At 51.7% G+C, this 25,452-nt stretch carries 25 protein-coding genes and 3 pseudogenes; 9 read left to right on the forward strand and 19 right to left on the reverse strand.

Going from position 1 to position 25,452, the window contains the following annotated elements; all coding sequences use genetic code 11:
• Positions 1 to 132 precede the first annotated feature (132 nt).
• Positions 133 to 294, reverse strand: coding sequence for a hypothetical protein (locus AC1XYH_RS07830; RefSeq protein ID WP_483326049.1), 162 nt, complete (start codon positions 292 to 294; stop codon positions 133 to 135).
• Positions 295 to 482: 188 nt separating this feature from the next.
• Here AC1XYH_RS07830 and AC1XYH_RS07835 point away from each other — a divergent pair, with 188 nt between their 5' ends.
• Both AC1XYH_RS07835 and AC1XYH_RS07840 read left to right on the forward strand, forming a co-directional pair.
• Complete coding sequence (locus AC1XYH_RS07835) at positions 483 to 932, forward strand: hypothetical protein (protein ID WP_483326050.1); 450 nt, start codon at positions 483 to 485, stop codon at positions 930 to 932.
• Positions 933 to 1,057: 125 nt separating this feature from the next.
• Entirely contained in the window at positions 1,058 to 1,678 is a 621-nt protein-coding gene (locus AC1XYH_RS07840; RefSeq protein WP_483326051.1) for a DUF4142 domain-containing protein, read from the forward strand.
• A gap of 155 nt (positions 1,679 to 1,833) precedes the next feature.
• Here the strand turns inward: AC1XYH_RS07840 and AC1XYH_RS07845 are convergent, their stop codons facing one another.
• The 5 genes and pseudogenes from AC1XYH_RS07845 to AC1XYH_RS07865 form a co-directional block, all read right to left on the reverse strand.
• The gene (locus AC1XYH_RS07845) at positions 1,834 to 2,532 is read right to left on the reverse strand and encodes an RES family NAD+ phosphorylase (RefSeq protein ID WP_483326052.1); all 699 of its coding nucleotides are present in this window, start codon (positions 2,530 to 2,532) and stop codon (positions 1,834 to 1,836) included.
• Positions 2,526 to 2,927, reverse strand: coding sequence for an antitoxin Xre/MbcA/ParS toxin-binding domain-containing protein (locus tag AC1XYH_RS07850; RefSeq protein WP_483326053.1), 402 nt, complete (start codon positions 2,925 to 2,927; stop codon positions 2,526 to 2,528). The genes AC1XYH_RS07845 and AC1XYH_RS07850 overlap by 7 nt, the downstream gene beginning before the upstream one ends.
• 170 nt (positions 2,928 to 3,097) lie before the next feature.
• Positions 3,098 to 3,724 carry a class I SAM-dependent methyltransferase gene (locus tag AC1XYH_RS07855; RefSeq protein WP_483326325.1) on the reverse strand — a complete coding sequence of 209 codons (627 nt, stop codon included), beginning with the start codon at positions 3,722 to 3,724 and terminating at the stop codon, positions 3,098 to 3,100.
• Positions 3,725 to 3,799: 75 nt separating this feature from the next.
• A pseudogene (locus AC1XYH_RS07860) lies at positions 3,800 to 4,153 on the reverse strand (DUF1810 domain-containing protein); the annotation flags it as partial.
• A 3-nt stretch (positions 4,154 to 4,156) separates the two neighbouring features.
• A pseudogene (locus AC1XYH_RS07865) lies at positions 4,157 to 5,091 on the reverse strand (LysR family transcriptional regulator).
• Between the two features lie 142 nt (positions 5,092 to 5,233).
• Between AC1XYH_RS07865 and AC1XYH_RS07870 the strand changes: the two are divergent.
• Positions 5,234 to 5,632, forward strand: coding sequence for a RidA family protein (locus AC1XYH_RS07870; protein ID WP_483326054.1), 399 nt, complete (start codon positions 5,234 to 5,236; stop codon positions 5,630 to 5,632).
• 127 nt (positions 5,633 to 5,759) lie between these two features.
• Here the strand turns inward: AC1XYH_RS07870 and AC1XYH_RS07875 are convergent, their stop codons facing one another.
• A complete protein-coding gene (locus AC1XYH_RS07875) occupies positions 5,760 to 6,371 on the reverse strand; it encodes a LysE family translocator (protein WP_483326055.1) in 612 nt (203 codons plus the stop codon).
• 226 nt (positions 6,372 to 6,597) lie between these two features.
• On the opposite strand from AC1XYH_RS07875, the gene AC1XYH_RS07880 reads away from it, so the two are divergent.
• Positions 6,598 to 7,179 carry a hypothetical protein gene (locus AC1XYH_RS07880; protein ID WP_483326056.1) on the forward strand — a complete coding sequence of 194 codons (582 nt, stop codon included), beginning with the start codon at positions 6,598 to 6,600 and terminating at the stop codon, positions 7,177 to 7,179.
• Positions 7,180 to 7,400: 221 nt separating this feature from the next.
• Here the strand turns inward: AC1XYH_RS07880 and AC1XYH_RS07885 are convergent, their stop codons facing one another.
• Positions 7,401 to 8,456 carry a flavin monoamine oxidase family protein gene (locus AC1XYH_RS07885; RefSeq protein ID WP_483326057.1) on the reverse strand — a complete coding sequence of 352 codons (1,056 nt, stop codon included), beginning with the start codon at positions 8,454 to 8,456 and terminating at the stop codon, positions 7,401 to 7,403.
• A gap of 244 nt (positions 8,457 to 8,700) precedes the next feature.
• On the opposite strand from AC1XYH_RS07885, the gene AC1XYH_RS07890 reads away from it, so the two are divergent.
• Positions 8,701 to 9,510 carry a hypothetical protein gene (locus AC1XYH_RS07890; protein ID WP_483326058.1) on the forward strand — a complete coding sequence of 270 codons (810 nt, stop codon included), beginning with the start codon at positions 8,701 to 8,703 and terminating at the stop codon, positions 9,508 to 9,510.
• Between the two features lie 322 nt (positions 9,511 to 9,832).
• On the opposite strand, the gene AC1XYH_RS07895 is transcribed toward AC1XYH_RS07890, so the two are convergent.
• The 9 genes and pseudogenes from AC1XYH_RS07895 to AC1XYH_RS07935 form a co-directional block, all read right to left on the reverse strand.
• On the reverse strand, positions 9,833 to 11,242 hold the full coding sequence (locus tag AC1XYH_RS07895; RefSeq protein WP_483326059.1) for a DUF2130 domain-containing protein: 1,410 nt from the start codon (positions 11,240 to 11,242) through the stop codon (positions 9,833 to 9,835).
• A 182-nt stretch (positions 11,243 to 11,424) separates the two neighbouring features.
• Positions 11,425 to 11,634, reverse strand: a complete 210-nt coding sequence (locus tag AC1XYH_RS07900; RefSeq protein WP_483326060.1) for a KTSC domain-containing protein — start codon at positions 11,632 to 11,634, stop codon at positions 11,425 to 11,427.
• Positions 11,635 to 11,644: 10 nt separating this feature from the next.
• A complete protein-coding gene (locus tag AC1XYH_RS07905; protein WP_483326061.1) occupies positions 11,645 to 13,519 on the reverse strand; it encodes an ATP-binding protein in 1,875 nt (624 codons plus the stop codon).
• Entirely contained in the window at positions 13,512 to 14,768 is a 1,257-nt protein-coding gene (locus AC1XYH_RS07910) for an SIR2 family protein (protein WP_483326062.1), read from the reverse strand. Before AC1XYH_RS07910 ends, AC1XYH_RS07905 begins: the two co-directional genes overlap by 8 nt.
• Before the next feature lie 90 nt (positions 14,769 to 14,858).
• On the reverse strand, positions 14,859 to 15,215 hold the full coding sequence (locus tag AC1XYH_RS07915) for a restriction endonuclease (protein ID WP_483326063.1): 357 nt from the start codon (positions 15,213 to 15,215) through the stop codon (positions 14,859 to 14,861).
• A complete protein-coding gene (locus AC1XYH_RS07920) occupies positions 15,212 to 15,694 on the reverse strand; it encodes a restriction endonuclease (protein ID WP_483326064.1) in 483 nt (160 codons plus the stop codon). The genes AC1XYH_RS07915 and AC1XYH_RS07920 overlap by 4 nt, the downstream gene beginning before the upstream one ends.
• A gap of 293 nt (positions 15,695 to 15,987) precedes the next feature.
• Positions 15,988 to 16,247: pseudogene (locus AC1XYH_RS07925) on the reverse strand (YtoQ family protein); the annotation flags it as partial.
• A 58-nt stretch (positions 16,248 to 16,305) separates the two neighbouring features.
• On the reverse strand, positions 16,306 to 16,893 hold the full coding sequence (locus AC1XYH_RS07930) for a glutathione S-transferase family protein (protein WP_483326065.1): 588 nt from the start codon (positions 16,891 to 16,893) through the stop codon (positions 16,306 to 16,308).
• Positions 16,890 to 17,318, reverse strand: a complete 429-nt coding sequence (locus tag AC1XYH_RS07935) for a VOC family protein (RefSeq protein ID WP_483326066.1) — start codon at positions 17,316 to 17,318, stop codon at positions 16,890 to 16,892. The genes AC1XYH_RS07930 and AC1XYH_RS07935 overlap by 4 nt, the downstream gene beginning before the upstream one ends.
• A 115-nt stretch (positions 17,319 to 17,433) precedes the next feature.
• On the opposite strand from AC1XYH_RS07935, the gene AC1XYH_RS07940 reads away from it, so the two are divergent.
• A complete protein-coding gene (locus AC1XYH_RS07940) occupies positions 17,434 to 18,336 on the forward strand; it encodes a LysR family transcriptional regulator (protein WP_483326067.1) in 903 nt (300 codons plus the stop codon).
• Here AC1XYH_RS07940 and AC1XYH_RS07945 read toward each other — a convergent pair.
• Entirely contained in the window at positions 18,333 to 19,385 is a 1,053-nt protein-coding gene (locus AC1XYH_RS07945) for a DNA topoisomerase IB (protein WP_483326068.1), read from the reverse strand. The two genes, AC1XYH_RS07940 and AC1XYH_RS07945, sit on opposite strands and share 4 nt — an antisense overlap.
• A gap of 211 nt (positions 19,386 to 19,596) precedes the next feature.
• Between AC1XYH_RS07945 and AC1XYH_RS07950 the strand changes: the two genes are divergently transcribed.
• Positions 19,597 to 20,226, forward strand: coding sequence for a glutathione S-transferase family protein (locus AC1XYH_RS07950; protein ID WP_483326069.1), 630 nt, complete (start codon positions 19,597 to 19,599; stop codon positions 20,224 to 20,226).
• A 173-nt stretch (positions 20,227 to 20,399) separates the two neighbouring features.
• Positions 20,400 to 21,332 carry a formate/nitrite transporter family protein gene (locus tag AC1XYH_RS07955; RefSeq protein WP_483326070.1) on the forward strand — a complete coding sequence of 311 codons (933 nt, stop codon included), beginning with the start codon at positions 20,400 to 20,402 and terminating at the stop codon, positions 21,330 to 21,332.
• 152 nt (positions 21,333 to 21,484) lie between these two features.
• Here AC1XYH_RS07955 and AC1XYH_RS07960 read toward each other — a convergent pair whose 3' ends face one another.
• Positions 21,485 to 22,306, reverse strand: coding sequence for an alpha/beta fold hydrolase (locus AC1XYH_RS07960; RefSeq protein ID WP_483326071.1), 822 nt, complete (start codon positions 22,304 to 22,306; stop codon positions 21,485 to 21,487).
• A gap of 831 nt (positions 22,307 to 23,137) precedes the next feature.
• On the opposite strand from AC1XYH_RS07960, the gene AC1XYH_RS07965 reads away from it, so the two are divergent.
• Positions 23,138 to 25,441 (forward strand): bifunctional diguanylate cyclase/phosphodiesterase, encoded by a 2,304-nt coding sequence (locus AC1XYH_RS07965; protein ID WP_483326326.1) that lies wholly within the window; start codon positions 23,138 to 23,140, stop codon positions 25,439 to 25,441.
• Positions 25,442 to 25,452: the final 11 nt, after the last annotated feature.

The following is a 25,452-nucleotide window of genomic DNA, read 5'->3' on the forward strand; positions in this document are numbered from 1 at the left end:
GCCAATCCTGTTTTGTTGTTGTGTGAGTAAGCTTTCCTTGAAGCTAATCAGCACTCAACCGCAATGCAAGTGATCGGCAGCTGCCACGCCAACAAGATTAGGTGCCCATAAGCGAAATGAATGCCTGCGCGGTCAGTCGTCTTCCTTTACCTTTTTAGCAATTTCACCCGCGTCCACTTCTTTAAGGTTCTCGCTATTCACTTCACCTTCCCACTTGGTATGCGGCACATCCTCTTCGGGTGTGGGCTTGTGGGGCAGGTCGTTTTCACCGGGATGCTTTTGATCAGTTGTCATGGTTATCTCCTGGTGGGCCAAAATGGAGTGGCCCTGTAGTTGTGATAACACAATAGCCAAGAGGTTCGATTTAATGCGGCGATCCAACGCCGCTCCCTGACGAAAAACCTTGAACTACTACCCAGCCTCCGGGCTCTACAGTTATGCACGCCCAGACCTTGCACACCCAATGCCTTCAGGAGAATGTGATGAACACCAAGCTCAAACTACTAAGTTCAGCGCTATTTTCAGTCGCCCTCGCTAGCAGCCTGTCGGCTGTCGCGACCGAATATGACAACGCCCCAACAATGGATCGTAATACCAGCAATGCCACGTCCAGCTCACAAAATTCGGCTGAAAGCCGCACCAATGTGATAGAGCATGATGCGGGTGATGCTATGGATGACGCTCGCCAAAAACGGTTGGACAACATCCAGACCGATGATCGTGACCAGAGTAACCGGAGTACACACCCAGCGGGCACGGGCACTATCAATAATGGCGCTGGCGGAGCTACGGGTACGAGTAATGGCACCAGACCTGGCACCGACATGGGTAATGGAGCCGGAACTAACTCAGGCACTGGCACTGGAATGGGAACACGGCCCGGTCCGGCCGGTGGCGGCGCGACAGGAACCTCCGGAGCTACCGCGCCTTAGTAACGACTGTCTCGAGCGCTGCTCTAGAGTGGCGCTTGAGATAATTATCTCGGCAAACTCAAGGTTCTATCCGAACGATAGCCATGGCGTAGGACACCTGCTGATGCCGAACAGAGGATAAGACTATGAAAAATTTACCTATTGCCTGTGCGACAGCTGCCGCAATGCTATTGGGTTGCACGGCTTTAACTGCATACGCCACCAGTGACGAGCAGCCTCACGCGCTCAGTGATGGCAATCAACAGATGCAGCAAGAAGCTGAGCCGAATGACTCCGAAGGCATGGACGCTGAAAACTCGGACTATCTGCAAGGTGAGGATCTGGAGACATTTTTTGAGAAAGCCACGGCTAACAACATAGCTGCCATAGAAGGTGCCAAGGTTGCCTTGAAAGAGGGCTCGCCCGACATTCGTGTATTTGCGCAGACAGTGTTGGATGATCACACTGCCTTGAATGAACAGCTCACCGCCCTCGCAAAACGCTTGGACATTGAAGTATCCACCGATGCCAGCCTGGTTGATCAAGGCAAACAGTGGATATTAGAGCGGCGCGATGGCGAGTCCTTTGATGCGGCTTATCTCAACAGCCAGATAACCGAGCACCAGCGAAGCATAGAGCTATTCAAAAGCGCGCAGCAAAGCCGTGATCAGGAAGTCAGCGCTTTGGCGGAAAAAGCGTTATCCGGATTGGAAGCGCATCTGGACATGGCGAAAAAACTGTCCCGTGAGCGCGCCGATGCAGAATAAGCCTCAGTTGTACGTGAATATAACCCGGCATCGCGCCGGGTTTTTTTATGCTCTAAGCCGCTCGCCTTCAGCTTTAACCCCAGGCGATACGCTTTGCTGTTGTTGTGCACAGCGCTCGCCTCCGGGGTCGCAACGTGACGATGTCGGAATGCCGCCTAACCTATCTGTGTAGAAAGTTTGTGCACCGCAGCGATCTCCCCGCTCCAGATCATCTCGTAATGCGCTGTCTGCACCACCGAGGTTACCTGCCGTGGCGTAAACAAACCCCAGCAAGTACCTTCAGGTTGGCGCACAGAATGAAAGCGTATTGCAGCAGCAGTCGCCTTTATAGCGCCCTGCCCCAGCAGCCGCGACGCACTGTAATCGGTGGGCGAATAGATGGCGTCATGACGCGGCACGGCCAAGGCATCCAGCGTACCGGTCTCATCAAAGCGCGTGGTGAGCCCGCGAAACACAAAGCGCTCATAGCGCAGGTCCGGCACGCGCGACCAGTAGGTCTGCTGGTGATGCCGCACTTCGGCCAAGGCTGTTTCCATGCTGTCGGCCAGGTATAAAACCCCAAATGAGCCATCGCTGAAACGCGAGCCATCGGGGTTTACGTGGGTAAAGGGCGCCGCCGCGTAAGAACAACCGGGAATGCCGAAGGGAATATCCGCGCGCGGGATCAGCTCCAACCGCCCGGCCTGATTGGCAAGCCGAGGATTAGTGAGTGCCTGCAGCGCATAAAGTGACTCAAACTCGTCCGCGCTGGCCACGTCATCAAAGATCGCAATCGGCGGAAACTTGGAGTTCACCAAGCGGTAAGCGCGTATATCCGCTGCGGGCAGTGCCTTGAGGCTACCCGCCGTTACCACTGGCTGCCACGCAGCACATCAAGGCGCCGGAAGGTTTCATACACCGCGACTATATCGCCGCTGCCCATCACCTCAAGCGGCGACCGGCCAAGAAAGAAGGCGTTCTCGTTAGGCATGCGCATAAAACCGTAGATGTTTTCCGGATTATCAAACACCGTGCGCAACGCGCCGTGCATGTTCAGCACGAAGCTAACGCGGGTAAGCTGATCGCGATCCAGATTAATCGCCGCCAGGCCATCCGTACGCTTTGCGCGAGCATAGGTACTGTGCGAGACCCGCAGTATTGCCTCCCCCTGCTCCCCGGTGGCACCCCACTTATCGAGGATGGCAACGGCAGCGCGCAGGCCGGTGGCAGCGGTGGTTTTTTCGGGGGCGGTAGCGGTCAGCTTCAGCATGTTTACATCCACATTAAGCATGTACCTACAAATACTATACCTGTAAATAGGTATTTTCAAATACATGCTTGTTGCCAAGTGACGGTCTACGCCTGAATACCTAGCCCATGCTGCTAGGCCGTCATAAGTGGCTTGCTCAAGCCCAGCTAATGACTGAATGGCGGCCTAGTTCACTGCCGCCGCCAAACGCTCGCTAACCAGGGCTGCTGCTCGCGCGGCAACCCCGCTGGCCGGTAAAAGTGCTCCAACTCGCTAAAACCCGCAGCCTGCATTAGCGCCTGCCAGGTTTCCAAGCGGTAATAAGCCGCGTAACGGTCGCCGGTCCAGCCTTCCTGATCGTCACCCCGTGGATTGGAGCTAAACAACACGCCGCCTGGCTTGAGGCTCTGATGTAACTGCCGCAGCGCAGCAGGCAGTTTGCGGCTCGGGATATGAAAGAGCGCGGCATTGGCAAAAATGCCATCAAAGCGCTGCCCTGGCAGATCCAGCGCCAAAAAGTCTTGTAGCCACACTTCGCATCCGCTGTCTTCGCGGGCCATGGCCACAAAGCGCTCGCACCCATCCAGCCCCGTCGCGTGATGGCCAAGGGCGGTAAAACGCTGCAAGTCACGCCCCGGCCCACAACCCACATCCAGAATCTGCAAGGGTGCTGGCGCCTGAATATGCCGCAGCAGGGCATTCATGTTCTGGCTCACATCGTGATCGCGTGTCCCTTCTCGAAAGCTTTCTGCGTTGTGCTGATAATGCTGCAAGGTTAGTTGGGCCAGCCGCGCCAGTTCATCCCGCCCGCCCGACACTCGCCCTGCTTGAGCTAACTCCAGCGTTCCTTCATCTTGCTCACCGGAAAAAAACACCTTGAGCACCTCCGTAAAAACCGGATTTTGCGGCACGGCCAGCGCGAACAAAGTCATACTGGAGCGAAGCTTTATATCATCAGGCGAGCCTAGAATCTGCGCCGCCGTGCGCTCCCGCCAGCCAAGCAAGGCCTGTGCGCAAGCCTCCAGCCTTGGGCCGAGCACCGGATGCGCGGCATAAGCGCTCGCTTCATCAAGATCGCTTATGGCGTAGCGCTGCGCAGTATCACTGCGCCCCAGCCCCGTCAACTGCGGGAATACAAACCACATCCAATGGGTTTGTTTGCGGCCAGCCTTCAGCTCGTCCAGCGCGTGATTGTAAGTGTCAGTTTGGGCATCGAGAAAGCGTTGCAGTTTGTATTGGTCGGGCATGAGCTACAGGTCTCCAGTTGGCTTGGGGCGGCGGTCGGCAACGGGCGCGTGCTCTGCCATCAGCTCGGCAACCCAATCAATAAAAACCCGCAGCTTCAGGCTGATATGCCGGTTTGGCGGGTAAGCCACATAGAGCGGCATGGGCTCCAGCGTCCAATTTTTAAATAGCGGCACCAGCTTGCCCTCCGCCTCGTGTGTACGAGACATATATTTGGGCAACCAGAGCACACCGAGACCGGCAAGACCCGCTGCGAGGAAGGCAACACCGTCGTCCACAGACAGCATATGCTGGCCCTTGATGTGCAGCTGCTCGGTGTTGTTGCGCATGGCATAGGGCAGCGCCCGGCCAGTGCGAGCCCATAAAAAACCAACGGTACGATGATGCGTGCCTTCGAGCTCTTGCGGGTGCAACGGGGTGCCAAATTGCTCTAAGTAACTGGGCGCGGCAAACACACCCAGTTCAAGATCACCTACCCTGCGAGCCATCAACGACAGATCCGTTAGCTCGCCACCACGCAATCTACGTTTTCATCGATCATATCCACCACCCGATCACTCACGCCCATATCAATCTGGATATCAGGGTAACGCTGGTAGAAGGAAGGCAGAGCAGGTACCAGAACCATACTCGCCAGCGGACTGGGCACGTCGACGCGCAGCCGTCCTCTGGGCAACGCCGAAGCACAGGAGATGCTGGTTTCAGCGTCTTCCATCTCAGCCAGCAGCTTTATCACCCGCTCGTAGTAAACCGCGCCATCGGCAGTCACGTTAACCTTGCGAGTTGTACGGTTCAGCAACTTGACACGCAGTCGGGCTTCCAGCTGCTGCACCAGCTGGGTAACGGTCGTCTTGCTCATGTGCAGGGTTTCAGCTGCCTTGGTAAAACTACCCGCCTCCACCACTCTGGCAAAGGCCTGCATCGCATCAAAACGGTCCATTTTCGCCTCGGCTAACCAGCGTATTGTTTGGGATTCACAAACAGTGAAGGCTACTGTTGCGCGTTTATCGCGCCCGCACAAGCGCCTAAAGTTTGCTCATCGGGCTTTAACAAGCCCGCCACAATCCAATGAAGAGGTAGTTATGAGCAAACGTGACGTAGTCTTTCCCGCCGGACGCCATGCCCTGTACGAGCAACACCATTACTCGCCGGCCATTCGCTCCAACGGCTTTCTATTCGTCTCCGGGCAGGTGGGTAGCAAGGCAGACGGCACACCCGAGGCAGACCTGCTGGATCAGGTAGCGCTGGCGTTCAAGAACCTGAATGCCATCCTGGAAGCGGCCGGCAGCAGCTTTGACGATGTGGTAGACGTGACCGTGTTTATCGTCGACCCGCAATCACGCTTCGAAACTATCTGGCCTACAGTAGTGAAAGAGCATTGGGGCGCAGCGCCCTACCCCAACATTACCTGCGTGGGTGTGACTTGGCTGGCTGGGTTCGACTTTGAGATCAAAGTCATTGCCAAGCTGCCTGAGGCGTAACGCTGTTCTAGCGCGCAACGCCAAAAGCTATCTGTCAGCGCTTTGCTGGCAGATAGCATCAACTAGCCCGCCTTCTCACTGTTAAGCCGTGCATTTGTATCCGAGCAACGATCAATCGCATGGCGCATTAAGTACGCAGTGGGAGCGCGATACCAATAGCGATAAACGCTGCGCCACAGCCCTGATTGAATCGACGCCCGACCCGGGTCAACCAGATGCTGATTCGGCTCGCCAAGCTGGCTACCAGCAACTCGATACTGAACTCGACGACGGCGAAGGTGCCCGCCAGCACGGAAAACTGGATCAACAGGCTACGAGTCGGATCAATGAATTGGGGCAGAAAGGCGACGAAGAACAAAATCACCTTGGGATTGCTGACTGCAGCCAGCAAGCCCTGCCTAAACAGCACCCTACCGGATTTGGCTACCGCCGTTGTGTGAGCGGGTAGCCCTATGGGCGGGGAGCGCCAGATTTGTATGCCAAGCCAGACCAGATAAGAACCGCCCACCCATTTCAGTACGCTTAACCAAAACAGCGATGATTTGAGTAAGGCCCCGATGCCAAACATCGACACCGCGATCACCATGACAAAGCCAACGCAACCACCGATGATGGTGTAGAGCGCCATGCGGCGACCGTACAAGGCACCATGGCTCAGCGCCAACAGGCCGTTAGGCCCCGGTGAGAGAGACAAACCAATCACCGCCAGAACGTAGACCAACCAGGTTTCAAATTGCATGTATTGGTTCCATGGCAGCCTCACTACTCTGATATTTTCGTTCTGCCGTTCATGGCTTGGGCAACGCCCATAGCCTCCTGCCAACGGCGTGGCCTGAATGAATCAATGTAAAGTTACATTTAAAACGCAGTTTTTACGTTCACTTTGTTGTCATATGAATAATTCCCGCGCTGCAGGATACATCCGACGCCGGTATGAATACGGTCAGCCTAAGCGAGACAGTCAAATGAACATACTTCGTAGTGTCGCCCTTTTTGGCATTTCAAGCCTGTTACTCAGTGGCTGTGCAAACGACCTCTATGCCAGCCCCTACAACTCTGCGCCTCAACAGCATGCTCAGGTATACCAGTCTCAGCCGCGGGTAATCATCGTACAGCCAAACCGGCAGACCTATGGCCAATCCACGCGCATCTACGGCCAGCAGGGTCAAGTGCAGCAATACAACTATTACCCCGGCCTACAACATCAGCAGCCGAGGCAGCATCAGTTGCCGCAACAATATCAACAGCCCAGTTATGGCCAGCAACCCGGGTACAACAGGCACAATCAATACAATCAGCTTCGAGATCGTTGGCCGCAGCACCAGCGCCCCAGTCAGCAGCAAAATAACCAATATCAACGGCCAAATTACCGCGCACAACAACAGCGGTACAAGGAGCAGCGTGCCTACGAGCGTGAAACTCAGATTCGGAACCGCGACAGCATGCTGCGAAACGCCAGGCCACAGCAGTATGAGCAGAGCCCGCAGCGAAATCAGCACCGCAACTACGGCAGCGATATTCGCCAGCAAGGTTCAGGGCGCTATTAATAAGCAACTCGGGGAACCGACCTTAGATGACTGCTATATAGAGAGAATGGTCGAGCCGGTCAGCTTCAATAAGCAGAACAAAGAGGGTGCAATGCGCTCTCTCGTTAACCACTTGTGGCGTGATCGGTTTTTAAACTTCCATATCCTTGCCCAGCTGGCGCCAGGTCAACAGCTAAGAGAATGGCAAGCGCAGCAGCGTTACACCGGGTGTTTACTTGTCGTCATTTTAGCCCCGCCAACACCCTCTCTACTGCAGCCAGGGCGCCTTCCATATAGCCGCCCTGCTCAACCGCTGCCTCGCTCCCGATCAATTGCACGCGGCCTGTCCATGGCGGTGCGAACGTAAACCTGGAATCCAGTGAACCATGCTCGCCCGATGAGATACGGTCCTGCGCTGTTGCCGTATAGGGATCAGCCGCCCAGTCGTAAACGGAATCGTCAATCGGCTCTGCCGCCTGCTCACCAAACAAACGCACCATCTGAACACGGCAAGCAGCTTTAAGCTCAAGCGCACTCAGGCCTGCCCGCTGCGCGGCATTAACCCCGAAAAAGCCAAACAACGCAGCGCCCTGTTCATTGCACGCGTCGTGAATTTCCGCCAAGGGGCCAATACGACTGAAGGCATCACCCGATAACCCCGTCTCACGCCAAAACGGCGTGGCATAGCGCGCGACATATTTCGCGTGCCCAGCCATCCAGGTGGGTACTGCCATCAGCCGCTGCACATTCTGCTCGGGCAGCGATGGGCTGAATTGAATGCTCGCAGTCATTCGAGGTGGCAACGCCAGCCAAACATGCGAGTAGAGAGGCAGCTGGCCTGGCGTATCGGCAAACACAAGGCGCAACCCCTGCTCTTCCATATGCACGGCCTTCAGCTCAGCGTTCAGGTGCACATGCTCTCGCGGCAACAAGCCCGCGAGTGCCCGCACCAATTGACTGGTTCCGCCCTCAACGCGCATCGACGTATTACCCGGTAGATACCCCGCGCCGCGCACAGCACCCGTGGCCCGGTCCTCAAGCATGGTCGCTCCGGCGGTGTATTGCTCAAACACCGGTAAACCCAACTCAGACACCAGATTATGCATACGCAACTGAAAGTCCGGCCAGAACCACGAAGGCCCAAGATCAAAGCCACCTGATTCGGTTGACAGAATGCGGCCGCCTAGCCGATTGCGCGTCTCAAAAAGATCAAACGCGATGCCCTGCTGACGTAGCCGGTACGCGGCATACAGCCCGGCCAAGCCGCCGCCGATAATGGCAATTCTGGGTTCAGTCACGGGTTACCTCGGAGGGGAAAAGGTAGTAAATTTACGGTGAATATTAATTCCGCTATCTTCGTCGTAGTAGTAGTCTCATAGGATTGTTCATCTGCCCCCAATCTGCTCTTCGCCCTGCGGGTGGATATGTGTAGAAGTACCAGCGCAAGGGAGCTAATAAACGGTCCGAGCAGCCCAAAGCGCTTCAGGATTCGGTAGAGATCTTACTCTTCACCCGGACTTACATATACAAAGGAGTGTTTTAGTGAGCGGAATCGCATTGAATGATTTTGATGAGGTAGCTTTAAGGTATGCCGAGGTATTTCACTACGCTTTCACATGGGAAGGACTTAAACATTGGCAGTGCCGCGTTTCGCTATATTGTTTCGCTGGCATGCTTTTAAGTGCGCTTCCTTACGCGTTTGTAATCGGAACAGGTTTGATGACACAAGCGCTGTACCTGCTTCCTTTGTTAATCTTCGAGATTCTGGGACTAGTCGTTTGGTGGAGGCTATATGAACCGATACCAAGGTCGAAACGCATACACCAGGCGAAACTACTTGCGGCCGGAATCTCGTATAACAAGAAGAAAATTGAACGCTATAAAACTGATTGGATTAACCGCGAGCTTAAAGTGCAGAGCTACCAATACCTAGAGCTAATTAGGAGTTTAAGCGAAGTCAGGGACTTCAAAATCAGGTCCAAGCAATCGAGCCGTTATTTAAGTGATCGCCTTTTCTCAAGCTTTTTTAATCTTAAACCACTAATAAAGATATCATTGCTACCACCCTTGGCCGCCATCACTATCGCCATCATTAAGTCTTCGCTCTTTGATGTAGAAAGACTCATTACTGACTCTGTAACTATTATTGACGATATCATTGGGTGGAGCGCACTAACTATATCAATAATTATTTTACTTGTAATGGTGTTAGGGGTTGTTTTTTTGGTAGGCGGTGTAGCCTGCACCCTCTTTCTCGAGAAACATAAAAAACAGTGTTCTGTGCAAAGTAGGGAGCGTTTGGTGCAAGAACTACTGAAGCGTGCATGGTTGATCGGCGGCCCCACCCGCTGAAGCAGAAAGCTGGGGCCAGATGAGCACTTTTTGAATGTTGATTTTCATCTAACCCTCATTACTCAGGTTTTTTATCAACGGGAGATTGATGTTCACCGAATCCTGATTATTTATAGGTCGGCTGCTGAATGGATGTTCTATCTTGATACGTAGGCATTTCATAAGGGTAATCAATGACTCTTACACCATTGAAAATCAAAGGCTCATACTGTGTAAAGCCCAGCGCCGAAACCATGTTGGGACCTAACTATTTGATTAAATTATAAAGTAATAAGCAGTATCCGAAAAGGAGAGCAAAGCACAAGCCACCGCTCAACTCCCCTTACTCGCCGTCCAGAGGCACAACCCTCTTTAGTTCAGCGAATTTATCTGCCATCGTTGGATTACCTCGATTCAGCTTCTTGATCGTCACGTCTTGCGCTTTGTCATTCGCCAAGCGAAGGTTCCGATCGGTACCGATTAACGCCTCTTTGGTCTTCTGCAAGTGGTCAATCGATTTGTCTATCTCATCGATTGCGGTCTGGAAGCGTCTAGAAGCGAGATCATAATTTTTAGCGAATGCAGTTTTGAACGAATCAAGCTCATTCTCAAAGTTGGTGATATCGATGCTCTGCGCCTTGACCAATGCCAGCTCGGTTTTGTACTTAAGCGAATTCATCGCCGCATTGCGCAGTAGCGTGATCATTGAGAGAAAGAACTGCGGACGGACAACGTACATCTTGGGAAATCTATGAAAAACGTCAACGATACCCGTGTTGTAAAGCTCGCTATCCGGCTCAAGCAAAGAGACTAGAACTGCATATTCGCACTCCTTCTCATTGCGATCCTTGTCTAGCTCCTTAAGGAAGTCCTCGTTCTTGTTTTTCGTCGATGTACGATCGCTTTCATTCTTCATTTCGAACATGATTGATACAATTTCTGTACCAGACTCATCCAGATCGCGAAATATATAATCGCCCTTACTACCGGTGCGTGCGTCGTTGTCCTTTTCAAAATAAGCCTTCGGGAAAGCTGTGGCTCTTATGCGATTAAACTCTGTTTCGCAATGCTGCTCCAAAGTTTCACCAACCATCTTAGTCGAAAGGCGAACCTTCATGTCCCGGAGCCGCTCAATAGCATCGTCACGGTCTTTGATCTGTGTCTCGTATTTATCCTTAAGTGCTGTCTCAGCAAGTTGCTTTTGCAGCTCCGCTCGCTGAACTTCGCTCTTCAATGAGTCGCGCTCCTTTTCAAGCAACCCAACTGCCTCGTTGATTGCAAGCTTCTTGGCAAACTCGCTCGCATCAAGCTTGGCCTTCAAGCTCTGTGTTTCTGCGTTTAGAGTAGCGGCGGCCTTTTGCCGTTCGCTCTCAAGCGTGACCTCTGCTAGCTGGGAGACAGTCTGCTTTTCGTATTTCGCCTGCACGAGCTCATTCGCAAGTGCATCACGCTCTTTCTGCACAGCGCTGAGAGCCTCTGCCACAGCAAACTTCTTTTCCACATCGGTCGCGCCCAGCTTGGCCTTGAGCTCCTGAATTTCAGCATCTTTCGTTGAGACAATTTTCTGAGATTCGTTTGTGAACCTCGTTTGAGCAAGCTCGACGGCATTTCGCTTATCTTGTTCAGCCAACTCAAGCCGGTCATGCAGCTGCTTCTCAAAATCGCTGTCGCGAACCTGCTTCAGGATATCAGCATACCCAGCCTCATCAATCTTGAATGCTTTGCCACAATGCGGACAAATGATCTCGTGCATATTGCCTCTTTCTAAAGTCTTCTTTCCGCAGGATTATAAGCGGCGAACCTCCGGTACGCTTGATATTTCCAATTAGAGTTCTTACAGAAGACCTAATTGAAACTCAAAGTACGAATAATCGTATACGCTTGTTTTCAACAACCAAAGAGCATGACCCAACCTGGGCTTCTTTATCTCTTCTCTTATACTTTGGAGTAGCGATAGCTCCCTTTAATATTCGCCGCAAGGAAACCTCCTGGGGATTCTGAATCACGTAATTGAAGGAACAAATTTTCCGGCACATCAAAATACTGATAAATGCCGCCATTATGGAATTCAACTTGAAGTGTAGAACTGTCTTCATCATAGCCAACAGTAGCTATGTTGCTTGAATCAACGCTTACTATATCCATGATTCTTTCCTCATAATTTCACTTTGTCAATTCTAGGACTTTGCTTTCGCCAAGTTTCAATCAGCTCTTCATAATTAGGGTTGGATTCCATACCAACCCCCCACCCGCCTGGATTCTGAGTCTCTTCTAGCGGCACTTCATCATATATCACAGGATCTTGACTATCGGGCCGCCTATTCTTAGGCGGGGCCTCGATGGTTGTTCGCATAGGAAGCTTAACAGCTTCACCTAGAATTATTGCTTCCCCAGTCCTTAATATTGGTAACATTCCGGTCAATCCATCAAGATTATCTGACATAGCGGAAGTAATGTGTGATCTATCTGCAGCGTTAGATAGTCTAAGAGCAAAAAATGTGCCGCACTGAGAAAGAATTGTGGGGTTAATTTCAGATGGTCTCTGGCTGACAATCATCGCCCCAATACCATACTTTCTACCTTCTTTTACTATCCTCTGAACTACCTGCGATGCCATGCCATTAGAATCAGAATTTAAATAAATATGCGCTTCTTCCATCACAATTAACAAAGGTCTATACCTCCCTCCTTGCGATAGATTCCTTGCCCAAAATAGTGCTTCATATAAAAGACGAAGGAGAGCGCCTATTGTGGTTTGCAAAATATCAGCCGGCACACCTGAAAGATCTAAAATAGTAACAGGTCTATCACTGCCTACCCAGTTTTTGAGTAACAAACTCAAGTCTTCTACAACAGAACCGCTCTTATCAGGCAACCAATTTCCGGGCTTAAAAATGAAATCATACCGCGGAATTCTAAGCTTAGCACCCAAGAGCAAAAGCTGCTTCCCTATTGCCAAAGAGCCTGGTAAATAATGAATTTTATTCTCATCTTTCCCAGTTTCCACATGCTTAAAAACTGGCGCAATACCTTTAGCAGCATGACCTACTAAGTCCATACCAGATGCATCTTTTTCGTAAGCTAAGTTATTTATAGGCTGGCCACCTTGCCCTTTATAATACGTCCCAAAGGTCTCAACATACAGCTCATACCATAACTCATGAATACTAAACGGAACAGGAGAGTCGACGCTGAGTGTGTCAGCTGACGCTCCTTTTCTCGGAGTGAATTTCAAGGATTCTAGCTTGTATTTTAAAACCCGCTCCATGACAATATTTTTAATTTTTTCATCTTTAAACTCACCAAAACTAATCTCACATAACTCATCAAAGTTAAGCGCCCAAAAGGGAATGTAAAGCTTTTTTTCCTGCAACTTAGAGACAACATCTCCATCAATTTTATATATGTACGCTCTGTCTTGTAACGCTTGACCGTATTCACCGTGAAGGTCGAGCATAATCACTCGCGAAGAAGGATATTTTTTAATATCAGACAAAGCGTTCATAATGCCCGCTACTGTCGTAGACTTACCTGACCCTGTTGTGCCTACCACCGCTGAATGGCGGGTGACGAGTTTATTTACGTCCACCAACGCGGGTATAGAGTCAGAATTGGATATATGCCCAAGCTTTACGAAATATGGCTTATCGGGTTGACCGTAAATATTCTTTAGTTCTTTCTCTGACACCAAATGAACTTCATCTCCAATAGTAGGATACTGAGACAAACCTCTTTGGAATACTCCATTCTTAGGTCCTTCACCAATTAACTGAATAGTCATCCATCTGTTACCAAGCGCTGTATTTTCGCTTTGACTTTTTGGGGCGGCGCTAGCTCCAACTTGGCTGATAATTCCAAAAAGATTGATATACCCTATAGGTATCCTAACAAAACTACCGATTTGACCTACACGGTACCCTTGCCCGTCTATATAGACGAAACCGGTAAGAGACTCTGACGATAACGTGATACTAACTGTTGTACCACTAACATCTTGAACATCCCCGAGATATGTTTCTTGATTAGACATCGGTACCGCCCTTCACTGAGCCAATGATTTTCCTTAAGAAATTAGTGAGCTCAGAAAAATCTCCCAGTTTAATTAATAGACTTTCCCCAGCCCCATCCAACTTGGCTTTATGAATAAAGCTTTTAATATCCCGATCATCCTCATCAGTTTGAACACCGCTCCAGCAACCAAGATTTGTTCCGATTATTGCTTTATCGTACGTCCAGATATTAAGGTTGTGTCGATCATTTGCCAATCTATAGGCTTCTGGATAACGATCTAATATTTGACCGTCACGACTTTTAACCACCACTCCGTCATCGTCCCTCAACTCATAAGACCCAAACATCAGACCAAGCACCATTCCTGTCGGGTTGGCTTTTAGTGCATTGACGATAGCGTCGTTCAAATGCCCGTCATTAAATGAATAGCCTGACAATATTAATAGTGAAGACTTTTTCCTGATAAATTTATTTAACCGATCTATCAAAGCAAGGTAAGGCATCTTTCTACTTTCTTCGTATTTAAGGTGCGATGGATATATTAAGTGCGAGGCATTTTTTTTGACCTCGGAAGATCGGTAAACTTTTTTTACATCCTTACCGTCTTTATCTTTTTCTACCTCTTGGTACCAGTTAATGGATCCATGTATCTTCCAGAGTCTAGACCAATGTGTAGGAATCAAAGAGTCCTCTACTGCTTTCAAATCAAAAAAAGATCTTCTAGACCCGACAAAACCATCAAAATAAGGAAGCTCTGCATCTTCTAAAGCTTGCTCCATTAACAAATCATAATTAGTGGTAAACAATTCAACAGGAACTTTTCTATCTATAGACCCCATCCACTTACACAAAAGATGATAGGGAGTGTCTTTGTTAGGCAAACTCACGTCCAACTTAGATACAATTACAGAGCAGATCTTTCTTTCCAAATCCATCAAATCCTGTTCCATCAAGCCTCGTACGCTTCCGCCTTTAGAGACCAACAATAAACTCCGCAAGAAGCTTAGAATATCCTCTATATTCTCTGTATCTTTATCAGCTTCTTTCAGAATACTTAACAATAGCTGATACTTACCATCTTCTTTGAATTGATCGTTAATATGAATGGTAAGATTTTTAACATCTGGAATTAATGGCCATTCATCGTCAGGCATTTTTACTGATAAAGGGCAGCCTGCTGAGATAAAAAAACCTATTGCCTCGTTGTCTTGTGACAGCGACTGCCTAAGGTATTTCAAGTGCCTAATCGGATCATGCTCGTTTTGCATAGCCCATCTCGCTCCCTTCAAGTTAAGTAATATTTTAGAAAAAGGCGAATGTTTTTTTATGTCCTCTTTCTTTAAGCTTTTAGAGCATTCTTACATTTGGAATAAGTTCTCAACCGCAAAACGCCTTCCCGGCATTAGCACCTTTTTTGGCCATAAGTTGATCATCGCACTCTTACATAAGGGACTAGCTGGCTCGGTCACCTTCAGGTGCGTTTCAGGAGTAGCTCTTCTAATGTTTTCAGTGACCGGGCTTGTCGGGTGGCGATTCGTCAAAAGTTGCTTGAGCTTGTCACCGTCTAATAGCTTGATATTGCGTCCATCCGAGAAGGCCTTTGCTTTAGTAGTAAAAGCAGTAAACTGCCCAGAAGTGAATTCACAGCCCCCCGCGGCGCCCTCAACCGCCATCGCGCCAGAGACCTCCCCCACTACCGGTACGCCCACCTTCATGGAACGCCAATGCTTGCACTGCAACAGATACTACCCCCACCCTTTCGCAGGACCAGATCTACCCCTCCATCGGCACCGTTGTCGCAGGTTTCAGTGATGCTGTAGCCCTGTCTGCGAAAAGCCTCACCGCTGAGATGCTCGAACTGCAACCAGCTAAGGGATTCGATGGCTTCACCCGGTTGGTTGGCGGTGAGCATTTTCTTGCTGCGGTAACGCCCGGCGATGCAGCCTATGGCTCCAAAGAGAAAGATAAGCAGCGCCAGGTATTGACCAAACATGGCACAGGTGCTCAATACCTGACTGCTCATTACTGTGGAAAAGTCGTCGGAAGTTGCGCCAGCGGGAGCAACCATGGGGCTGATGACGACAGGGCGGAGGATGAGCCAACTGACAGCGCCGATCAGCAAACTTGCCCACCAGGGCAGTCTTGAAAGGAGGGTTACTAGGTCTTCGAATGTTGAGGTACGTTTGCGCGCCATCCATGGGCTCCTACCAGTGTCTCAATGCCTTTTTTCCAAGGTAGACCTTCCGGGATCGCGGGTCACGGCTTTTCTGTTGCAAATGGTATCTGTCAGCGTCACGCCCTGCTACGCCAACTGTTCAAAGAGAGTGTGGTTGGGACAGCCAGACCACCGTCTGTATGCCAAGCAGCGCGCCCACCGTGTAGGCACGCATCAGTGCATTCAGTTGGTCTGGCCGGTCTTTAGTCAATTGCTCGGGCAGTTACACGGCAATAGAGCTCAAACTAAGCAAAACCTATAGGACAAAGGGACTATGCAGCTGAAGTAGCGTACTTAAATAACTCGAACAGCTGCTCGGGCGGCTGCGCCCAGGCCATCGCAGTTGCGTCAACTTCTTTCAGTGGATGGATGATGTCTTTATCGTGCAGCGTGGTGTAGGGCGTGCCCAGCGCGGCGCAGTAGCCGGCATCAAAGCCGGCGTTCCACTGTTTGATTTGTCGCAGACTCGGATCACGGCCACGTCGCACTGCTACAGCAGCGTCTTGGTGCGAATACCGCTTACCTTGGCGGACTATAGCCTTGCTTGCTTTTTTAACCAACTTTTGCCATTTAAAAAGACGCGTGTTTGTTCAAGGCTTAGCCAAATACCCCGGCAACGCCTCTACCCTTTTAAGCCACCGCGCAATATGGCGATAAGGCGTTAGATCAACATCACCCTCCGGTGCCAGTGCTACATAGGGGTACACCGCGCAATCCGCAATGGTGGGGCGACCAATCGCTAGCCAGTCGTGCTGGGCAAGGTGCGCGTCCAGTATTGGCAGAATTACCGCGGCCCTCGCTAATGCAGCGGGCTTGTCCAGGTCATTACCAAACTGGGTGACCAGACGTGCGGCGCATACGCTGTGCTCTACTTCATTGCCGGCGAAAGACAACCACTGCATGATCTCTGCCTGACCCTGGGGGTGCGCGGGCCACCAAGCTAAGCCGCCATAGGTGCCGGCGAGGTACACGAGAATCGCTTGTGAGTCTCTCAGCACAAGCGAGCCGTCTTGCAGCACTGGCAGTTGGCCGAGTGGGTTGAGATCTAAGAGCGGCGGCTTTTTGTGCTCACCGTTTACAAAGTCTACCGCGACTAATTCAAGGTTTAGGTTTATCAGCGAGGCAAACAGCCGCACTTTGTAGCAGTTGCCTGAAGGTTCTAGGTCATAGAGTTTCATTGGGCGTCCCCGGTGATGAGTTGGTTGAATTCAAGAACGTTGCCGTCGGGGTCGCGGATAAAGAGCGCGACCCGTCTGAGGCCGATGGGGTGTGGGCCTTCGGTAATGGTGATGCCCTGCTCGCCCAGCCAGGTTTGCAGCCGCTGCAGGTCGTCGACGATAAAGGCAGGGTGCGTGATACCCGGCAGCTTTATGGGCTCATCCAGCAATGCGTTGTGTGCGTTGGCGGTGCGTGTGCCGTTAAAGATGAGGTTGATGCGCACGCCATCGACGCTGAGCATTTCGTTGGCTTCAAACTGCGGGAAGCTTGCGCTCTCGACAAAGCCAAGTGATTGGTAAAAATTGATCGCGCGGGATTTGTCGCTGACGCGAATTCCGATATGGTCGTAGGCAAGAATACGCGCGGGGTTTGCTGGGTGATTCATGGGTTGGGCACTCCAGTTGACATCAGTCGCTGCAGTGTCCGCTCGGTAACGTGTTTGACCTATGGTGTGAGCCTGACAATACCTATGCACTAAATGCACAAATCGGAAGGTGGTGATGGATAGGCTCAAGGCAATGGCCAATTTTGTTCGTATTGTCGATCACGGCAGCTTGAGCTCGGCTGCCGATGCGACTGGACAGTCGGTGGCCTCGCTGGTGCGCTCTCTTGCCGGGTTGGAGCGTTACCTGGGCGTACGCTTGTTGAACCGCACCACTCGGCGCATGGCGCTGACCGACGAAGGCACTCAATACCTGGCCTGGACCCGCCGCATGCTGGCGGACTTTGACGATATGGAGCAGCGTCTGGAGGCGCAGGACGGCCATATTCGCGGCCTGCTGCGCATGACCGCGCCGGTTGAGTTTGGCCAACGCTACCTTGCGCCGCTGGTGAATGAATTTCTCAGAACGCATGCCGAGTTGAGCGTTGAGCTGAGCTTGAACGACCAGTTGCTACCGCTGCTGGATGAGCGGCTGGACCTTGCCCTGCGCATCGGCCATTTGCCCGATTCTGCCATGGTTGCGCGCAAGGTAGGTGCCACCCGGCTGGTGACCTGTGCGAGCCCCGAATACCTCAGCACTACTACCGCGATAGATAACCCTGCAGCGCTGCAAGACCACGCCTGCATCACGGTGGCATCCCAAGGTAAACACTGGTACTTCCGGCACAACGACAAACAACTGGCTGCAGAAGTTACCCCAAGGCTGATTTGCAACCAGATCCGCGCCGCCAGCCAGGCTTGCGTGCAAGGCGTTGGCATTGCGCGTTTTATGCATTATCAAGTGATCGATGAGTTAGCCGATGGGCGCTTGGTCAGGGTGCTCAAAGACTTTGAACCGGCAGACTTGCCGATTCACCTGGTTTACCCGCATTCGCTGCAGCTCTCACCACGCATGCGGGCTTTTGTTGAATGGGCATATCCGCAACTAGAAAAGGTAATACCTGATCCGGATGAAACCTAACTCGCCTTCGACTTTTTCTTTGGCAGTTCTTCATTCAGCTGCTCCAGAAACATCGCCAGCGCTACTTCTTCGGCTTTGAGGCCTTTACGCACGCGAGGCTTGGGAAGCTTGGTCAATTCACCTAGGTTGAAATGCTCCAGTACGGCTGGATGGATATAACATTTGCGGCAGACTGCCGGGGTGTTGCCCAGTTGTTTGGCAACGTCTTTGACCATGGTAACAACGTGCCGTTTGGCGTCGGATTCTGGCTGCCATTCCAACTCCCGCAAAACGGCCAACGCCATAGCGGTGCCGGCCCAGGTGCGGTAGTCCTTGGCGGTGAAGTCGGCCCCGGTGAGGCTATGCAGGTAGTCGTTCACGTCGGAGGAGCTGACAGTGTGACGATTGCCCTCTTCGTCCAAATATTGAAAAAGGTCCTGCCCCGGCAAATCCAGGCAACGCTTGACCACGTTTGCCAGGCGCCGGTCTTTCACGGTGATTTGGTGCTCTACGCCGCTTTTGCCCCGAAACTGAAATTGGATCTCACTGCCCTTGATATCCACATGACGGTTGCGCAGGGTCGTTAAGCCGTAAGACTTATTCGCCTTGGCGTACTGGGTGTTGCCAACGCGAATCAGCGTAGCATCCAGCAGCATCACCACGGTAGCCAAGACCTTTTCGCGGGTGAATTTTCGTTCGGCGAGTTGTGCTTCCAGTTGTTTACGCAGCTTAGGTAGCGCGTTACCAAACTCCTGCAGACGCGCGTATTTGTCCGCGTCGCGCACCTCGCGCCAGCGTGGGTGATAGCGGTACTGTTTGCGGCCTCGGGCGTCCCGGCCGGTGGCTTGCAGGTGGCCACGCGGGTCAGTGCATATCCACACGTCGGTATACGCAGGTGGTACGGCGAGCGAGTCGAGCCGACTGATCTCGGCTTTGTCTGTAATGCGCTCGCCCTTGGCATCAAAATACCTGAACGTATCCCGCCATTTTTTGCGACTAATGCCGGGCTGGCTGTCGTCAACATAATGCAGGTCGGGCGGCAGGTCTGCGTGTAGCTCGGCATCGGACATTGGGCGGCTTCCTTGGTAACCAATCAGGGTGCAACTATCTGATTGACCGCAAGCTGCTGCAGTGGTGCCAGAGAGCGTAGCCAAAATAAGAAAATCATATTTGGGTGTCGCGTCTTGGCTCAACATAGGTATTCAACAGCAGGCAAATGTAGATACGATGAAAGCTTGATCCATGCCCCACCTCCCTTAGAAAACAGCGGAAGCGCCCAATATGATCACCTTACATCACCTGAACCAATCTCGTTCCAAGCGCATTATCTGGTTGCTCGAAGAGCTCGGCATCGAGTATCAACTGGTTGCCTATCAACGCGACAGTGTCACTCGCCGTGCCCCCGCTGCGCTCAAAGCAGTACATCCCTTGGCTAAATCGCCGGTGATTCAGGATGGCGATCTTGTGCTGTCGGAATCCGGCGCCATTGTTGATTATCTGGTCAGCCGTTACGGTGCAGACACGTTGGCGCCTGCAGTGAATACGCCTGAGCACGGGCGCTATATTCAATGGCTGCATTTTGCCGAAGGCACGGCCGCCTATCCGCTGATTACCCTTTATCTGTTGAGCGCCGACAGCAGTCAGAAATGCTTCTTAGGTGACTTTGCGCGCGAGCAGATGCTGGACGTGCTGACCTACGTGAATGACGAGTTGGCTAACAAAGATTATCTGACCGGGGCGCAGTTTTCCGGCGCAGACATACTAAACTCCTTCGTGTTTGAGAAAATCAGTGAAACCCGCGGCCTAAGCCAGTTCCCCCATATTGAATCCTATTTACAGCGTATTCTGGCACGACCTGCTGCGCAAAAAGCTGAGGCGCTGGAACGAGAGCATGATAAAGACCCAAGTTGATTTGTCTGAACGCACGCTAACCCTGCGTTTAGGCAACGAGGGTAGTATGAAGAGACTCCTCGGCGCTTGCTTCTCTGCAGTTCTATAACGGTTGTAATAACCGGTTTTGCCGATCAATACGGCCAGAGCCGGCAACAATTTATACCCGTATTGGGTAGCAGGAGAACGCTTGAATGAAGCATGACGAAGTTGATCAGAGTGACGCTCGGAACAAACCCTCCGAGTCGTCGCCAGACCAACATGAGCCTCGCGAGCCGGTTAGCGAACGCGAGGCCAGGAACCGACCCCAGAATCCCAGCGAAGAGTCACTGACTGAGGGCGAACGGGAAGCCGTAACCGAACATGGCAGTTTGTCTGCGCTGTCGGTATACGCCGTTATCTTGCGCGAGGGTGAAGGTGAGCTAAAACGCCCGGTCACGTCACTCTGGTGGTCCGGTGTGGCAGCAGGGGTTGGGATTTCGACATCAGTGCTCACCGAGGGAATTATCCAAGCCAAGCTGGGCGCGGATCACCCCTACCTGGTCTTGATCCAAAGCCTGGGTTACTCCTTTGGTTTTGTGCTGGTGATTCTGTGCCGTCTGCAATTGTTTACTGAAAATACCATCACCGTTGTGCTGCCTATGCTGGCTCAGCCTTCTCGGCGTCGGTTTTATTGCACTGCTCGCCTATGGGGGGTGGTGCTGGCGGCCAATTTGTTTGGCACCTTCATGACGGCTGCCATTAGCCTCTATGGAGGCGTTATCCCCGCAGACACGCTGGGCGCAGTACTCGAATTATCACAACACGTGGCAACGCTAACGCCCGCCGAATCCTTTTTGCGCGCTATTCCTGCAGGCTTTTTTATCGCGGCACTGGTGTGGATGCTGCCTTCGGCAAAGGGATCGGAGGTCTTGGTTATCGTCATGTTTACGTGGCTGATCGCGGTAGGTGGTTTCACTCATGTGATCGCCGGGTCGAACGAGATTTTCTTGTTAGTGCTCAATGGGGATATGAATATGCTGACAGCCCTGATTTACCATATCTCCCCAGTACTCATCGGCAACGTGCTGGGTGGTACCGGACTGTTCGCGATGCTCGCCCACGGCCAGGTACGAGAAGAGATGTGATAGAGCCCGCTCAAGCTATGTTATTTACCCTAAGGGGTTGGCATAACACAGTTGATGAGCGGGCGATCTATACCAATAAATGACGCTAATTCACGAGGTGGAACCTTCCATTGAGGTATCTGGGATGGGTTCACCACCTCGCCCGTCTAGGGTTACCCAAGAAAGCGTATAAGGTTCTCTCCTACTTCAGTAGGCTTTTCGTCTATCAACCAATGCCCCGCGTCCGCAACCCAAATAAGGTCCGAGTTCGGAATTTCTGCTGCCAATTTCGGAGCATATTCAGGTTTTTGGAATGGATCCTTTTCGCCCCACATCACCAGCGTTTTGTGCGGCAGCTGTTTCAGTTGGTCAGATACGGCGAGCGTGTATTCCTTATTCAAACGCCTTAGGTTCCTGAAAAACGCTTTTTTCCCAGTTTCAGATGACCAGGGCTTGAGGTATTGATCAATGAGTTCCTCAGTCATGACACTTTTGTCATTAACGCCTTTCGGCAGGAAGCCACGCATCATGTCCAGGAAATCATTCAAGCTCATTTCTGACTCTGCACCTGACTCTTGTAGAGGCTCAAATTCGGGTATGGGCCATGAGTCAAAACAGATGCTGTCCATCAAAACGAGTTTGCTAACCTTCTCTGGATAATTGACCGCCAGAAGCTGAGCGATACCGCCGCCGATGTCATGACCTACGATGTCAGCGTTCCGTTCACCTATAGAGTCCATGAACTTTGCCAGCATGTGGCTCTGGGCATTGATCGACACATCAGCATTTTCAGGCTTTGCGGATTCGCCGTAATTGAGAAGGTCAGGCGCGATGACGCGATGAGTTTTCGCAAGTTGAGGAATGATGTTGCGCCACATGAGGCTATTCGTCGGAATACCGTGAATCAGAATTACAGCGCTACCAGAACCCTGCTCATAAAACGCAATTTGGTTACCGTCGATATACGTATGGTTTTGGATCATTTGCGTGGCCATTTATTCCTCCTAAAAACACGAATTAGAGATCGTGACGTCTTATAGAAATAAGGCGATGACGAGATATCGTCATTTATGCGTGTAAAGACTAGGAGGACCTTAGCTTTCAGAAGTTCACGAGCAAACGGTTACGAAGACCCAGTTGGGAGAGGTGTTACATTTTGGCAATCGCCGATGCTGTTGCTTTGAATAAGCTTGTCCGCGACAGCCTGGCCACGCGCAAGCGTATTTTGGGTTTCACTCCTGTAGAGTCAATTACTTGGTCGGTAACGCACGTGTTAGCGTAAGCTGCCTATGGCAAATACAAAGGCAAAATACCCTATAAAGCATTCCTTTGCCCTCACCATATTGATGTGACTCTTGCCCTGCTGATCGAGCGATTGGGTACCGTCACCGTGGAGCATTTGGCGCGCAATTTTTAGCGTCGGCGCCAGCTGTGAGAACGCTTTTAGCTGCATTTCGCGTCAACAGCCGATGAATGTAGTAAGTAGCACCTTAATATCACGCGGATTCGGCCGATAACCGGATTATCGCCCCTTGTTTTACGAGTGAACCCAGATGCCGAGCCCTCCCCCCTATAATTCTACTGCCCCGCCTACTCAATCAAGCGCAACGCTAATACGGCACTCACTCTTCAAGTTTGTATTTCTACTGGTGGCGATATTTGTACTCACCAGCTATTTGTTGGTTTACATCGCCAAGGACCTGGACCGTATTGAGGCCCAAGAGAGCGAGTTTCATACAGAAACAGCGGTTAAATCATTAGAAAAATCCTTGGTTACGATACTCAGCGACTACGGCATTTAGGGCGAAGCCTATACGCACCTTCACCTGCAAGTAGATTCCGATTGGGCGTTCGTGCGAGAAAACATAGGGCCTACGCTCTACACTGACTTTGCCATTGATGGCCTCTTCGTAATAGACGATCTGGACCGCACCGTTTACACGGTGATCAAGGGCGAGATGGCACCTGTTGAGGCCTCACAATGGCTGGCCCAGTCAGTTTTGCCATTTGTTGAGCGCGCGAGAAGCGTTGCAGATGCTGAAACGCCAATAAGCGAATTTATCACTATCGATGGTATTCCAGCCCTGCTCGCGGCAATTGCGATTGGCCCGGGCTCTGACCCCATGGTGTTGCCCGACAATCGGCGTCCTTCGGTGCTGATTTTCGTTACCCTCCTCGACAACGCCATGCTCGAGCAACTCGGTACAACGTATGGCGTTGAAAACCTGCACATCGCCACCGCTGCAGAAGTCAGCGCGGGATCTACTCTGGCGCTGGGAAAAAGCGGTGCGGCAGGCAGCCTTTACTGGACACCAGAAAAACCCAGCACACGTTTACTGGAATTAGCCCTGCCTTTGGTCATCTTCGCAGCTTTGATTGTGTGTCTGATGACATGGGTCATCCTGCGTCGTACCACTATTGCCGCCAAGGCTTTTGATGCTGGGTACGCGGCTCTCAAATGCAGCGAAGCTGCGCTTGCAACTAGCGAAGAGCGATTTCGCGATGTAGTCGAAGCCAGTTCAGACTGGGTCTGGGAGGTGGATCGCGACGGTCGCTTTACCTATCTGTCCGAACGTTTCGAAACCGTAACCGGTCTGGCAAAAGTCAGTTGGATTGGTAAAGTAATTGATGATTTGCTGCACACCGAGGTAGAAACCATCTCACATTGGTTGAGCACGCCTAACCGTAAATCCCGTCTTGCTTTGCAGTGTCATTATTTTGATGACCAGGGGCGTGAGCGTATAACCCGCCTTTCTGCACGCGCCATCGCGAGCGGCGGCCTTCGCGGCACCGCAACGGATGTAACCGAAGAGGTAGAATCTCGCCGCCGAATTGAATTTCTGTCTCAGCACGACCCGTTGACCGGTTTAGCCAACCGTACACGCCTGCAAGCCTTCCTGGAGCAAAAACTGTCTTCTCTGAGCGCAGCAGATGACCCACTGGTGGTCATTAGCCTGGACCTAGATCGGTTCAAACCGGTGAATGATCTGCTGGGGCATGCGGTCGGCGACCTAGTCCTGGATCTAGTAGCCAAGCGTCTGTCTGGCTGTGTACGCAACGGAGATCTGGTGGCACGGGTGGGCGGCGACGAGTTTATCCTGGTGCTGGATGCCATGGGCTCACAAGAAGAAATTGAAGATTTGTGCGCCCGCATTATGGAGACTATCGAGCAGCCAATTAAAGTCGAAGAGCAAGAGGTCTTCGTAGGAGCCAGTTTTGGCATCGCGCTAGCGCCCAATGATGGCCGCGAGGTAGCTGAGCTGCTCCGCTACTCCGATATTGCCCTGTATGAAGCTAAAGCTGCCGGGCGCAGTACTTGGCGCTTTTACGCCGGTGACATGAATGAAAAGATCATTGAGCGTCGGCGTATGGAGAGTGATCTGCGCTTTGCGATCAAGCACGGCGAATTACGCCTGCACTTTCAGCCGCGCTACCGCATTTCTGACGGTGAGATGGTGGGTGCTGAAGCGTTAGTGCGCTGGCAGCACCCAGTTCGAGGGCTTATACCGCCGGATATGTTCATTCCTATTGCCGAAGACAGCGGTCTGATTGTTCCACTAGGCGACTGGGTACTTGAAACAGCCTGCAATCACGCGGCAACTTGGCCTGAAGGGCTGTTTGTGTCCGTTAACCTCTCGCCGATCGAATTCAAGCGCAGCAACGTTGTAGAGCGTATTCAAAACAACCTGGTGAAAACGGGCATAGATCCTACTCGGCTGGAGCTTGAGATTACCGAAAGCACCATGCTGGAAGATGCGGCGGGCACCCTCGAGACCATGAAAGCCCTGAAGGCGCTAGGTATACGCATCACCATGGATGACTTTGGTACAGGATACTCGTCACTCAATAACCTGCGTACGTTCCCGTTTGACGGCCTCAAGATTGACCGGAGTTTTCTCAACCGGCTAGCCAACAGCGAGGAAGATAAATCTGTCATTGAAGCGATGATCGGCCTGGGCCGTGCGCTGTCTCTTACGGTAACTGCCGAAGGCATCGAAACCGCTGAACATTTGCAGTGGCTGAGAACTGTCTCCTGCGATGAAGGGCAGGGTTATTTTTTAAGCCGCCCATTGGATACGCAAATGTTTAGTGCCCTGCTTGCTGAAACAGACTTGCCACCTATAGCTTAGCCCTGAGCGGC

The sequence above is a fragment of the Pseudomonas sp. GW-45 genome, from assembly GCF_056896675.1.